The following is a 14,007-nucleotide window of genomic DNA, read 5'->3' as shown; positions in this document are numbered from 1 at the left end:
TAAACAAGAATAAAAATTAAATACTAATACGTTTATATTGACGATAGGCGGGTTGCCAAAAGTTACGTTCTATTTTCGCTCGCAAACTTTCATCGTCTATACGTAGCGCTAACTCTTGGTCAAAGGCAACTTTCGCAACTGCAAAAGCAATTTTCTTACTTAAATTTGCAATCTCTGTCAGAGGTGGCAGTAATTCACCTTCACCGGTATTGGCTAAAGGTGAAGCCTCAGCTAACGTTTTACTCGCCACCATTAGCATTTCATCGGTAATTCGGTTGACATTGGCAGCAACCACACCTAAGCCAATGCCGGGAAAAATATAACTGTTATTACATTGGGCAATAGGGAAAACTTTATCTTTATGTTGAACAGGTTCAAATGGACTCCCAGTGGCAACAATCGCTTGACCATCAGTCCAGTGAATCACTTGCGCTGGCGTTGCTTCAACTTGTCTGACTGGGTTACTTAATGGAAAAATAATTGGCATATCACAATGTGATTTCATCGCTTTGATCACTTGTTCAGTAAATAAACCTGAAACCCCTGATACCCCAATTAAAATATCAGGCTTGGCTTCATTAACCACTTCCAGTAATGAGGCAAATTCTCCTTCAATATTCCATGAGGCTTGAGCGTCTTTCGATTGGGTCAATTTTTCTTGAAAATCTCTTAAATCTTGCATGCCTTTAGTAAGTAAACCAAAACGATCCACCATAAAAATCTGACTTCTGGCTTGTTCGGGCGATATGCCTTCACTGATCATTTGAGCAATAATTTGCTCAGCAATCCCACAACCAGCAGATCCTGCACCAACAAAAGTAACTTTTTGTGCAGAGAGTTTTACGCCTTTTGATCGACATGCCGCCAGCAAGGTACCAACAGTAACAGAAGCGGTACCTTGAATATCATCATTAAAACAGCATATTTCATCACGATATCGAGTCAGCAAAGGCGTTGCGTTTGGTTGGGCAAAATCTTCAAATTGCAACATCACATGTGGCCAACGACGCTTCACCGCTTTGATAAACATATCAAGAAATTCGTCATATTTATCTTGTTCGATGCGCTGGTGTCTTGCGCCCATATACATAGGATCATTTAGCAATTTTTCGTTATTCGTACCAACATCTAACATCACAGGTAAACAATAAGCTGGGCTAATGCCACCACATGCGGTATAAAGCGCTAATTTACCAATGGGGATCCCCATACCACCGATACCCTGATCACCTAAACCTAAAATACGTTCGCCATCCGTTACCACAATAACTTTTACTTTGTTTTTGGTGGCGTTTCGTAAAATATCATCAAGTTGATCACGATCTTCATATGAAATAAATAACCCACGATTACTTCGATATATATCTGAAAATTGCTCACAAGCATCGCCTACGGTAGGCGTATATATAATAGGCATCATTTCTTCTAGGTGTTCTTGTACCAATTTGCAATACAAGGTTTCATTCTTATCTTGAATGGCTCGTAAGTAGATATGCTTGTTTAAATTCGTGCGAAAATTACTATATTGACGATAACAACGATCAACTTGTTCTTGGATCGTTTCATAACTTGGCGGTAACAAGCCAGTCAAATTAAAACTAATACGCTCTTCTTTACTAAAAGCACTACCTTTATTTAGTAAGGGTGATTCTAAAAGGCTGGGGCCCGCGTATGGTATATATAAAGGACGTTTATTTTTATTGGTCATAATAGCGTTGTAATAGTGATCTTATATGTTGTTATATTAATTTGGTGAATGTTAAAGATTCACCACGCGAATAAAGATGAGTTAGTATAGTCGAACGCCTTAAGACAAAAAAGCGTTAAATGAGGGAATTCTAGTTTGAATATCTCATTTAAAATAAACCAACCTTGGTTAATCCATTTCAGCAATCCAAGCTAATTGAATTGCTTCTAATACACGTTCACCACAATGCTTTGGGTCATCATCAAAGTTTTCAAGCGCTAAAATCCACTCTCTAAGTTCAGTGAAATGTAATTTTAGCGGATCAACTTCAGGATGTGCCTCCATTAAATCTAACGCTAATTCTTGTGAATCCACCCAACGATATCCCATATTTTACTCCGTTATTTTATTAACAAATGAAACCATAATGCATCAGCAAGCAGCATTAAGATCAGCCATAAAATAAGCATGCGTGATTTTCGACAAAACTGACAATCGGTTTGCCACATTTTTTTTAGTGCTGCTAGAAAATTGGTCACAACATTTTTTACATTAGAAAAATAAAATCTTTGGTTAGTATAGAGTAAACTCGATACACTATTGATAAATTTCTACCAGACAAGCTAATTTAAATGAGTGAGATTAAATTTTCCCCCCAAGAAAAAGCACAACTAGTGGATAAATTACAACGCTATTTTGATCGTGAATTAGAGCAAGAATTAGGGCAATTTGACGCTGAGTTTCTATTAGACTTTGTCAGTAAAGAGTTTGGTAGCTTCTATTACAATCGTGGCTTATATGATGCTCAACATATCATCAGCGATCGTGTTGAACAAATCAGCGAAGCTATTTATGAATTAGAAAAGCCAGTGAATTAATCACAGAAAATAATCATTAAATGTGTTTTCTTTGATCTGCTTTAATGAATTATTAACGCAAAGTTTTAGAATGGTTTATCTACTTTAAATAGACGTGCAGAAAATGATGCAAATTACTGACTTACAAAAAGAACAAAAAATTCTACCCCTTTTACGTTTAGGTTTTAGACCTTTCTTTTTATTCGGTGCTGCTTTTGCAGTGATTGCTATTTTTATTTGGTTGTTGATGCTACAAGGTAAAAGTGACTTCACTCCCTTCGGTGGTGGTTATTGGTGGCATTTACATGAAATGATATTTGGTTTTGCCAGCGCCATTATTGCCGGATTTTTATTAACCGCGGTACAAAATTGGACCGGAATACCAGGCATTCAAAATAAGTCATTGTTGTTTCTTGTTTTACTTTGGTTCATCCCTCGAATAGCCTTAATTCAGCCCAATTTACTCGGCGAAAACATCACGATGTTATTAGATATCGCCTTTTTACCCGCTGTCGCGGTTTTCCTTGGCAAGCCGATTATCAAAATTAAACAATATCGTAATTTATTTTTTGTCCCGTTGTTAATGCTCTTTACGTTAGTCAATATTGAGTTTTACTTGGCCTTGATGTCGCCTGAAAATTTTTCAGTACAATTATCTGCCTATGCGGGAGTGATGTTAATTACTTTACTGATGTCTGTCATGGTCGGTAGAGTTGGCCCAATGTTCACCGCTAATGGCACTCAAACCACAAAAGTGACGAATATTGCATGGTTAGACAAAGCCACGAATGGCAGTTTAGCTCTCATCACCTTTTATTTAATCTTACATCCACTAGTGGCTATAAATCTCCAAGTGCTTGGCAGTTTATTTATTCTTGCGGCTATGTTTCAAGCGATTCGTATTGCTCGTTGGCGTCCATGGATCACCATCAAGGTGCCATTATTATGGTCTTTACATTTAGCCGTGATTTTTATTGTGCTTGGGTTATTTTTTATCGGCTACAGTTATTTTTCAGCTGAATTATCAACCAGTCATTTATGGCATCTTTTGACGATTGGTGGCATGGGAGGATTAATTCTTGCGATGATTTCTCGTGTCTCTTTAGGTCATACTGGGCGTTCATTACAACCGTCAAAAACCATGTCGTTGGCTTTTTTATTCATTTTTATTGCGGCTATTATCCGAAGCTTTTTACCGTTAATATTCCCTGAGTCTATAATGAGCATTTATCAAGCAAGCGCGGGTCTTTGGTACTTTTCGTTTGGAATTTTTATTTTTCATTATGCGCCTATGTTATTGAAAGGCAGGCTCGATGGCAGACCAGGTTAATTATTTAAGGATATAACATGCACGCGGTTTTTCTTGATCAACAAACGTTTTCAGCCGATATAGAGTTAACTGACATTAAAAATCAGATCTCCTCATTAACCTGTTACCCACTAACTCAACCAGATGAAGTACTAAGCCGTGCTCAAGATGCTGATATAATTATTACCAATAAAGTGTTGTTGGGTGAACAATTATTAGCAAAATTGCCACAGCTAAAGCTCATTTGTATCGCCGCAACGGGTATTAATAATGTCGATATTGATGCTGCTAAAAAATTAAATATCGGGGTAACGAACGTCAGTGGTTATGCAAAAGGGTCGGTTCCTCAATACGTTTTCGGACAAATGTTGGAGTATTTTAGTCAAGTAAGTCATCACAATCTAAATGTTGAACAAGGGTTATGGCAGCAGAGTCCTTCTTTTTGTTATCACGGTAATGGTAGCCATGAATTAGCCGATAAAACGCTAGGGTTAATTGGCTATGGTACACTCGCTCAAGCAGTAGAAAAAATTGCACTGGCCTTTGGCATGAAGGTGTTAATCGCTGAGCGTCCGAATCGTGAAAACATTCGCACCGGCAGAATAGCGTTTAATACCGTCGTAAAAGAAGCCGACGTCCTGTCTTTACATTGCCCTGAAACCACCGACACTATTGGTTTAATTAATGCTGATGTTTTCAACAAAATGAAATCATCTGCAGTGTTAATCAATACTGCTCGTGGTGCTATTGTCAATGAAGTTGATTTACTTAACGCACTCAAGCGCAATGAAATTGCATACGCCATTCTTGATGTCCTTAAGCAAGAACCCCCCGCTCCAGATCATATATTATTAACTGATCAGCCACACAATTTAAAGATTACCGCACATATTGCTTGGGCAACTATTGAAGCACAACAAAGACTTATTAAAATTCTTGCCAATAATATAGCCGATTTTATTGACGGAAAACTTACCAACCGTGTAGATGTTTAATCGCTACAATTAGCCTCTTAACATTAATTAGTACATTGATATACGTGGACTTTTGTTAAATAGCCTTTTATGATTTAGTTTAACAACAAATAATAATTATCCTGTACTGGAATTTTCATTTATGAATAAGTTTTTAAGCACACTTTCTTTGCTTCTTTTAATGCTCATCACAGGTTGTAATGGTAGCTCAGGTGAAAACCCAACAGACAGTGACGAAGTGTCCGTTGCAACAAGCATTTCGGTGGTTTTGCTCAATAATGAAGGTGTCGAACAACTTAGTTTTGATACCAATGATAACGTGACAGTGCAAGCAACCGTTAAAGATCAATTTAATGCGGTGATGAGCGGCACTAGAGTAAATTATTCAGCAGATTTAGGTAGTTTATCGGTTGACTCTAAACTGACAGATTCCAATGGCGTAGCCACAATCACTATTTTAAATAGCGATCTTATTTTAAGTGCCGGCACGCTTACCGCTTCAGTTGCTAGCGCGGAAAGTAGTATTTCCACCAGCATTGATTATGAATATACAACCTCCACTGTCGTAGCACCCTCACTAAGTGCATCAATAGCGATGCAACTTAATGGTCAAAACACTAATCAATTTAAAAGTAATGAACAAGCACAAATTCAAGTTACCCTACTCGATAACACAGGTGCAGGGGTTAAAAATGAAATAATAAACTTTGCGGCTGATATAGGTTCGTTAACAACAACCACCGCATTAACCAATGAAAATGGCCAGGCAATTGTCACATTAGCCGGTGACGACGTGATCGGTGCTGGGGTTATAGCGGTTTCTTTGAACAGCAATAGTAGTATCAGCGCACAAATGAACTATCAGATTCTACCAGCAGATACCGTATTACTTGATGATGTCCGCATTGGCTATTTTGATGAAAACAGTCAATTTATCGAAGGAGCTATTAAGCTTTCAATTACCGATCAGACAATCAGCGCAGGCGGCACATTAGGTTTGACCGTTGAATTAGTTGATAGCGAAAATAAGTATATAAATACGCCCACAACGGTTTCCTTTACTTCTAATTGTGTGATCAACGAAACAGCAACCATAGACGAAACAGTTATTAGTATCAAAGGTAAAGCTGGGGCTACTTTTGAAGATATTAATTGTGCAGGCATTAATGGCACTGAAGATATCATCGTCGCTTCTGTCACCTCAAATGGTGTAACAAATACCGCTTCAACGAATATCAACATTAGTTCAGAAGAACTTGGGTCAATTGAGTTTGTCTCATCTCAACCAGATTCCATCGTAATCAAAGGCAGCGGCGGTCAAGAAACATCGACGTTAACTTTTTTATTAAAAAGTCAGTTAGGAAATCCCCTTGCACAACAAGAAGTTGAGTTTAGCTTAGACACTATTGTTGGTGGTATTGCTTTAAGCAGAGCCAGTGGCTTCACCAATAGCCAAGGTTTAATTACCACACAGGTTTCATCCGGTACTGTGCCAACAGTCGTCAGAGTTACCGCGAAAGCCATTATGGAAGTTAATGGTGAAACTATCAGCGTACAAACGCAATCAAGTGAACTGTCAGTAAATACTGGGTTACCAGAACAAGCTTCAATGACCATTGCTGCCACAGTGCTTAATCCAGAAGCCGACATCGTTGGCCAAGAATCAGTGATCCGCGTTTGGCTAGCCGATAGTTTTAATAACCCTGTGCCTGATGGCACACCAATTAATTTCACGACTGAAGGTGGAACAATAGAATCATCATGTAACACAGTTGCAGGTAATTGTGCGGTAACTTGGACAGCAACAGAGCCTTATTTAACAGATCATCGTTCGACAATTTTAGCCACCACGTCAGGCCATGAGACATTTTTTGATTCAAATGGTGATAATGTCTTTGACAACAATGATGGTGATGCAATTAATAATAACATGGTAAATTCAGGTTTTGGCCGACAAGTTGCCTTATCTGCTGGTTTTGTCGATATGTCTGAAGCATGGCGTGATGATAATGAAAACCATGTTAAAGATCCTCAGGAAACAAAATTCTTTGACCAAAATAATGATGATCAATTTAGTCTAGCTGATGAAAAATTTAACGGTCCACAATGTAGTGGTGATAAATGTGATAATGAGGTGAAAAATGCGATATTGCGTAAAGCATTAGTATTAATTATGTCATCTAGCAGTAACCCCAATTTCGTTTTATCTGATACCACTCAAACGACAACCTATGCTGATAATCAAGAAACGAGTAATAACTTGCCAGACGTTGCTGATGGAAGCGCGTTAGCATTACGTTTCCGTTTTGCAGACAGTGCGATGCAAACCATGCCAATTGGTACCACAGTTACCGTGACACTTGATGGTGGAGAATTACAAGGAACAACAACAATATCAGTAGGAAATACTAACGCTGATGGTTTTAGCGCTATGGATTTCTCTATTAATAACCCTATCGATGGCGATCCTGCAACAGCAACGTTAACTATCAGTATTGAAACCCCTAATACTTTAGCAACAACTTATGTGACTAAATCAATCAACTTACTGTAACAACGAAAGTAAATTTTTACGGCGCTCTAACATTGAAAAACACCAGCTATTTCAGCTGGTGTTTTTAGTGAACTATGATGCTTAAAACCACGTATCTTTAATTTTTCCATAATGAAAGTAACCCCACTGCCCGACACGTCTTAATGGCGCTAAAGGAAACTTAGGCAACGGGCGGTCATATAAAGGTAAATGTGGAACCGACTTTTCAGCGACCTTATCTGCTAAACGTTTACCTGCTTGAACAGAGAATGACACTCCTGCACCGCAATATCCCATACTATAAAAAACATCTTTCGTGTCATTCTGGAAAATGTGTGGTAAGTCATCTAATGCCATACAAATCCAGCCTGACCAAGCATAGGCAATATTTAACGAATGTAAGGCCGGGAAACTGCTTTTTAATACGGACAATAATCTTTTGGCATAATATGGATCTTCTGCGCCCTTCCCTGTAATAGCTCCTCTGCCACCAAATAGAATGCGATTATCAGGTAATTTTCGATAATAGTATTTTAATGCCCTTGTATCCATCACCACATTTGAAGTAAGAAAATTACATGCAGCCATTTGTGCCTCAGTTAAGGGCTCTGTCACTATAATTTGAGAAAGCACTGGTAAGGTACGATCAGAGACTAAAACATTAAAATTTTTAGGGGTATAACCATTAGTAGCAATAACCACTTTCTTTGCCTTTACTATTCCTTGAGGGGTAATTAATTGCTGAACTTGGCCATTTTTATGCCAATCAATAACTGGCGATGAGCAATAAATTTTAGCCCCAGCTTCTCGTGCTAACTTTTGATAGCCCCATGCTAATTTCAACGGATTTAAACCAAAACCATCTTGATAACGAATAGCACCATATGCATTTTTATCATCCATATATTGTTGACTTAATTCATCTTTCGATAATATTTCAACATCATATCCAAACATTTTTTTTTGCAATTTCGCCAGTTCAATCAACTCATTCAGTTTATTGGCTTTATGCGCAACCTTTATATAGCCTAAGCTTTGTGGATCACAGTCAATGCCTTCATGAATCAACTGATTAACAGTTTCAACGCCCGCCGACATTTCTTGATAAATACCACGCATCACTTCTTCACCCCATTGCTTTTGCATGGTTGAAAAAGATTTTCTTCCTGATGATTTTAAAATAAAGCCAGCGTTTCGACCACTGCATCCCCAAGACGTTTGATTCGCTTCTAGCACATGTGCTTTAATGTTATGCTCTCTGGCAAGATGTAAAGCACAAGACATTCCTGTATAACCCGCACCAATTATTGCAACGTCAACATCTATATCTTGCGCTAATTTACCGTCATTCTCAGGAGCTACACCTGAGGTATTTGCCCAGTAACTGTTGGGGTATTTTTCTCCGCAACCTGGTGACTTATCATGAAGAGGATCGTACATCGGTTTCCCTAAATTATTATTCCAATGGTAAACTAACAATAATCAGCAAAAGATCAATCAAATTAATAATGAAAAACACCATACGCTATCACGCGATAACACCTGAAGATTATCAAGCAGTCATTGAACTAGGCACACAAGTTCATGGTGAAGGATATATCAATGCACAAAACCTTGAACAATGGGTTCAAAAAGGCATAAAAAATGGTACTAATGCCGGTTTTGTCGCTTATGATGATGACAAATTAGTCGGTTTTCGAGTTACCTTTGCTGTGGGAAATTGGCCAGTAGATTCATGGTGTTCGCCTGAACTGTGGCCTAGCGAGCAAAACAAAGTATGTTATTTTAAATGCAACACTGTTGATGAAAACTATCGCGGCTACGGCATAGGTAGTCAATTACTGCAATTAGCCATTACTGCGGCAAAACAGCAAGGAGCCGATGCGGGTGTCAGCCATTTATGGATGCAGAGTCCTGGAAATAGTGCCGTAAAATATTTCACTAAATGTGGTGGTAAGTTAATGAAGATTCATAATGATCGATGGCTTGAATTGAGTAAACAAGGTTATATTTGCCCTGTATGCGGCAAAACTTGCCATTGTAGTGCCGCTGAAATGCTTATCGAATTCGATTGATAAACTTATGACAAAAGTGTTTATCAATCGATTTTTCATTAACCAAAAATACGATGCAAAATTGAAGGGTTAGCTTTATTCACTGAACACGAATGCATCGGATCAAACCCTTTAAGTTCTGGAAACTCAACCGCTAAATGACAATGTTCAAAATCGCCTGTCGCTGGATTAAAGCGATATTCTTGGCTCCATTGGTCAATATTTTCAGTAACTTGATGAATAGCATCGACGACAAATTCAATTTCTTTATTCGACATAGTTGGATGAAAAGATGCGCGGATCCAACCCGGTTTTTCCGCGTAATCCCCCGAGTTAATTTTCTTAGTGATTTTATTCGAAGTATCATGATCAACATTAAGGAGTATATGACCATAGGTCCCAGCACAAGAACAACCGCCACGCGTTTGCACGCCAAAGCGATCATTAAGGATTCGAACCACTAAATTGTAATGCGCTCCCAGTACGTAAAATGACACTATCGCTAAACGGTCTTTCATGTTTGGCTCTAACATCACTACACGTTCATTTTTACTTAAATTATCCATCACATAATCTGTAATTTCTTTTTCACGCAAGGCAATATTTTTTACCCCCATCGCCTCCTTTACTTTAATCGCTAAAGCGGTACGAATACATTGTAAAAATCCTGGGGTGCCACCGTCTTCACGTAAAGCGATATCATCGAAAAAACTATGCTCTCCCCAAGGGTTCGTCCATGTCACCGTTCCGCCACCTGGATGATCAGGGACTTTATTTTTATACAAGGATTTATTAAACACTAAAACGCCTGAACTCCCCGGACCACCAAGAAATTTGTGAGGTGAGAAATAAATGGCATCAAGAGCTTGTTTAGGGTTTGTCGGATGCATATCAATATCAACATATGGCGCTGAACAAGCAAAATCAACAAAGCACAAGCCATTATGTTCATGCATTATTTCAGCGAGTTGATAATAAGGAGTCTTGATCCCCGTAACATTTGAACAGGCGGAAAAAGAGCCTATTTTGACTTTTCTGTCTCGATACTCTTCTAATAATGTTTGTAAATGCTCTAATGATGGTAAGCCGTTGCTGTCAGGATCTATGATCTCCAAAGTAACATCGCATTCATACCAAGACGTTTGATTAGAATGATGCTCCATATGAGTGATAAAAACGACAGGCTTATCAATTTCATTAAAGCTCACTTGTTCTTGCATACGCTCAGGAATACGTAAACCTAAAATACGTTGAAATTTATTGATCACTCCAGTCATACCGGCTTCAGCCGTAATTAACACATCATTGCTACAAGCATTAACGTGCTTTTTAATAACATGTTGCGCCTCATGATAAGCATGCGTCATCGCACTGCCTGTAAGGTTGGTTTCAGTATGAGTATTAGCAACATAAGGACCAAGCGTATTGGTTATATAATCTTCAATTGGTTGATATAAACGGCCGCTCGCCGTCCAATCAGCATAGATAATTGCGAGGTTTTGACCATTAATTTGATGAGATAAATCATTACCTATGACATGACGACGAAAGGGAATAAAGTAATTTTCTAAAGACATAACAACACCAAAACCAAGTAAAACATTCGATATATTCTATCAACCCTTATTAAAGGAGCAAGTAAAACCAATATAAAAACAATTAATAGCAAATAAATTTCTATTTAATCTATTTTATAGTTTTATATACCTACAAAAACACCTACATCATTATTAAATTAGAAAATTATTTCAGAAGAATTGAATGTCTGTTTTTTTTACACTCTGTGCTTTCTTAAATCGCCATAAACCAATAAACACATACATAACAGTCACTTACAGTATTGGCTTGAATTATGCTTTGAAACACATAGATAACAATAATGTTTAAAAAAGGAAAACAACATGTTTATCCAATCTATTAAAAAGTCTATTGCTTTATTTACGCTATTAATCTGCGCATTTTCGTCTCAAGCTACAATCATTGATTACAATGATTATACAACTGATACGGCGCAAGGATTAGACTTCCTTGATATTGATATAATGGCGGCAAATACCAGCAGCTACTTTGGTGCTGGCGTTACTTTTAATGGCCGTACTTGGGTATTGGCAACAACAGCACAATTAAACCAGTTATTTTCAAACATCACAGGTGAAACTGTGACATCCACAACTTCACACAACTTTCTAGCTGGTGGTGCCAAGCTCGTATTAGATTTAGTTGCTGATCCAACGATTGCCTCTTCAGATTGGTTACATACTGCAAATGGTGGTATGTATATCCATTATAGTTGTTGTAATGACACGCATGTTTCAACTGCTGATCAAGGTAATGCTGGTGCATGGTTAGTTTCACAAAGTGTTAGCGTGCCAGAGCCGACAAGTGTTGCTATTTTTGGCTTAGCTTTAGCATGCTTAGGGTTATCACGTAAGCAAAAACAAGTTTAAGTGTAATATCATTTTATTTGAAAAGGCTTCTAATGAAGCCTTTTTTATTGGCTGTTATTTTGTAATTGCCAATTAATAATGTTGTTATTATTTTTTGCCAACCAAGCATTAGCTTTTGAGAAGTGCCCACAACCAAAAAAACCACGATAAGCCGATAACGGAGACGGATGCACTGAGGTTAAAACGCAATGCTTGTTAAGATTAATATTACGGCCTTTTTTCTGAGCATGGCTGCCCCATAACAAAAAGCAACACCCAGTATTTTTTTGATTAATTTCGTCAATAATAGCATCAGTGAATTTTTCCCAGCCTAATTTAGCATGAGCATGCGCTTGGCCTTGCTTAACCGTTAACACCGTATTAAGCAATAATACCCCTTGCTTTGCCCACTCAACAAGATTGCCATGTTCGGGGATTTCAAAACCGTCAATATCTGTTACTAGCTCTTTGTAAATATTCGCTAAAGATGGTGGAACTTTAATGTTAGGATTTACTGAAAAGGCCAAGCCATGGGCTTGAGGTTGATTATCTTTTCCAACGCCATGATATGGATCTTGACCGATAATAACGACTTTAATATCAGCCAAATCACAATAAGTAAACGCATTAAAGACATCTTTTTCTGGTGGAAAAATGGCATGATCTTTTCTTTGCTTTGCCAAGTTTTTTTGTAATTCAATAAAGTATGGTTTATTACTTTCGCGCGTAATTATCGCGTGCCATTGCGGTAAAATTTCAGACATAAAAAAAGGGCAGTTATTTAACAGTGCCCTTAGTTTAACGTATCAAGTTTTAAATAAATAAAAATTTATGCTTTTGCTAATAAATACTGTCTTAAATCGTTAAACTCAGTACTTTGTTCAACCGAAAGAATAGTCTCAGACGCACAATCAGCTAATTCTTTAGGTAAACCAATCGGTTGACCTAAAGTACTTTCAACAACTTCTTTAAATTTAGCTGGGTGAGCGGTACCTAAAAACACCCCAAACTCCTCATCAGTAGCATTATATTGTAATGCTTTATATGCAACTGCAGCATGAGGCTCACTAATATAACCAAGTTTTGCTAAACCAATTACCGTCATTTGTGTTTGCTCTTCATCGATAGAAACCGAGCTGACACAATCTTTCTCGACTAAACCAGACTTCAACATAAACTCGACACGAGGCCAGTTATTCGGGTTGCTTACATCCATCGCATTAGACATTGTGGCGACTGTTTCATTCGGTGACCATTCGCCGGTTTTTAAATAACGCGGAACTGTATCATTAGCGTTTGTTGCCGCGATAAAACGTTTAATAGGTAACCCCATCGCTTTAGCAAATAAACCTGCCGTTAAATTACCAAAATTACCACTTGGCACAGAAAAAACAATATTGTCTAGGGCCGCAGCACCTTTTTGACGATACAGTTGAGCGACAGCTTCAAAGTAATAACAAATTTGCGCAAGTAAACGACTAATATTGATAGAATTGGCAGAATTTAATCCAATTGCCTCTTTTAACGCTTTATCATCAAAAGATTGTTTGACTAGCGCTTGGCAATCATCAAAATCTCCATCAACAGCGATTGTTTCAATATTGCCACCAAGCGTCGTGAACATTTTCTCTTGTAATAAACTGATTTTTCCTTTTGGATACATAATCACAACACGAATGTTATCTATACCATGAAAAGCATGTGCTACGGCAGCACCAGTATCACCAGAAGTAGCTGTTAAAATGGTAATTTTTTTATTATTTCCTTCTTTGGCACTAAAAGCTTGTAAACAACGCGCCATAAAACGAGCACCAAAATCTTTAAATGCTAATGTTGGACCATGAAACAATTCCAAAATCGCTCGATTTTCACTAATAGGTTGAATTTGCGCAGGGAAATTAAAGGCATCCGTGACAATATCAAGAAGTTGTGCTTTCGTTAAGTCTTCGCTAACAAATGGATAAAGTACTTCAACGCTTCGTTCTACCATTGGCAGAGCCAGTAGTTTTTCAATGTTGTCGAATTGAGGTATATTCTCAGGGAAAAATAACCCTTGGTTACGCCCTAATCCTTGCTTTACTGCGCCAGAAAAACTGACTTGTTCATCATTTTCTTTTAAATTATAAAATTTCACTTGTACTTCCTACTAATACTTAAATGGCGTTAT

At 37.8% G+C, this 14,007-nt stretch carries 12 protein-coding genes; 6 read left to right on the top strand and 6 right to left on the bottom strand.

Annotated elements, in window-relative coordinates:
• Positions 1-16: 16 nt before the first annotated feature.
• Both RM573_RS07700 and iscX read right to left on the bottom strand, forming a co-directional pair.
• The gene (locus RM573_RS07700) at positions 17-1,708 is read right to left on the bottom strand and encodes an NAD-dependent malic enzyme (protein WP_311579698.1); all 1,692 of its coding nucleotides are present in this window, start codon (positions 1,706-1,708) and stop codon (positions 17-19) included.
• Between the two features lie 168 nt (positions 1,709-1,876).
• Positions 1,877-2,077 (bottom strand): Fe-S cluster assembly protein IscX, encoded by a 201-nt coding sequence (iscX, locus tag RM573_RS07695; RefSeq protein WP_311579696.1) that lies wholly within the window; start codon positions 2,075-2,077, stop codon positions 1,877-1,879.
• Positions 2,078-2,319: 242 nt separating this feature from the next.
• Between iscX and RM573_RS07690 the strand changes: the two genes are divergently transcribed.
• The 4 genes from RM573_RS07690 to RM573_RS07675 all read left to right on the top strand — a co-directional run bounded on the left by RM573_RS07690 (position 2,320) and on the right by RM573_RS07675 (position 7,381).
• Positions 2,320-2,565, top strand: coding sequence for a DUF2164 domain-containing protein (locus RM573_RS07690; RefSeq protein ID WP_311579694.1), 246 nt, complete (start codon positions 2,320-2,322; stop codon positions 2,563-2,565).
• Positions 2,566-2,668: 103 nt separating this feature from the next.
• Positions 2,669-3,874: an NnrS family protein gene (locus RM573_RS07685; RefSeq protein ID WP_311579691.1), complete on the top strand. Its 1,206-nt coding sequence runs from the start codon at positions 2,669-2,671 to the stop codon at positions 3,872-3,874.
• 17 nt (positions 3,875-3,891) lie between these two features.
• The gene (locus RM573_RS07680) at positions 3,892-4,848 is read left to right on the top strand and encodes a D-2-hydroxyacid dehydrogenase (protein WP_311579688.1); all 957 of its coding nucleotides are present in this window, start codon (positions 3,892-3,894) and stop codon (positions 4,846-4,848) included.
• A gap of 121 nt (positions 4,849-4,969) precedes the next feature.
• A complete protein-coding gene (locus tag RM573_RS07675) occupies positions 4,970-7,381 on the top strand; it encodes an Ig-like domain-containing protein (RefSeq protein ID WP_311579685.1) in 2,412 nt (803 codons plus the stop codon).
• Between the two features lie 81 nt (positions 7,382-7,462).
• Here RM573_RS07675 and RM573_RS07670 read toward each other — a convergent pair whose 3' ends face one another.
• Entirely contained in the window at positions 7,463-8,800 is a 1,338-nt protein-coding gene (locus RM573_RS07670; RefSeq protein ID WP_311579682.1) for an NAD(P)/FAD-dependent oxidoreductase, read from the bottom strand.
• 68 nt (positions 8,801-8,868) lie between these two features.
• On the opposite strand from RM573_RS07670, the gene RM573_RS07665 reads away from it, so the two are divergent.
• Entirely contained in the window at positions 8,869-9,435 is a 567-nt protein-coding gene (locus tag RM573_RS07665) for a GNAT family N-acetyltransferase (RefSeq protein ID WP_311579679.1), read from the top strand.
• 38 nt (positions 9,436-9,473) lie between these two features.
• Here the strand turns inward: RM573_RS07665 and RM573_RS07660 are convergent, their stop codons facing one another.
• Positions 9,474-10,991 (bottom strand): aminotransferase class V-fold PLP-dependent enzyme, encoded by a 1,518-nt coding sequence (locus RM573_RS07660; RefSeq protein WP_311579676.1) that lies wholly within the window; start codon positions 10,989-10,991, stop codon positions 9,474-9,476.
• Between the two features lie 324 nt (positions 10,992-11,315).
• Between RM573_RS07660 and RM573_RS07655 the strand changes: the two genes are divergently transcribed.
• Positions 11,316-11,861: a PEP-CTERM sorting domain-containing protein gene (locus tag RM573_RS07655; protein WP_311579673.1), complete on the top strand. Its 546-nt coding sequence runs from the start codon at positions 11,316-11,318 to the stop codon at positions 11,859-11,861.
• Between the two features lie 44 nt (positions 11,862-11,905).
• Here RM573_RS07655 and ung read toward each other — a convergent pair whose 3' ends face one another.
• Both ung and thrC read right to left on the bottom strand, forming a co-directional pair.
• Positions 11,906-12,604, bottom strand: a complete 699-nt coding sequence (ung, locus tag RM573_RS07650) for a uracil-DNA glycosylase (RefSeq protein WP_311579670.1) — start codon at positions 12,602-12,604, stop codon at positions 11,906-11,908.
• Positions 12,605-12,669: 65 nt separating this feature from the next.
• Positions 12,670-13,974 (bottom strand): threonine synthase, encoded by a 1,305-nt coding sequence (thrC, locus tag RM573_RS07645; RefSeq protein WP_311579667.1) that lies wholly within the window; start codon positions 13,972-13,974, stop codon positions 12,670-12,672.
• Between the last annotated feature and the right edge of the window lie 33 nt (positions 13,975-14,007).

Origin of the sequence: Thalassotalea castellviae, assembly GCF_031846185.1 — a bacterium.
Classification (GTDB): Bacteria; Pseudomonadota; Gammaproteobacteria; order Enterobacterales; family Alteromonadaceae; genus Thalassotalea_H; species Thalassotalea_H castellviae.
This window is presented reverse-complemented; position numbering and strand designations above follow the sequence as displayed.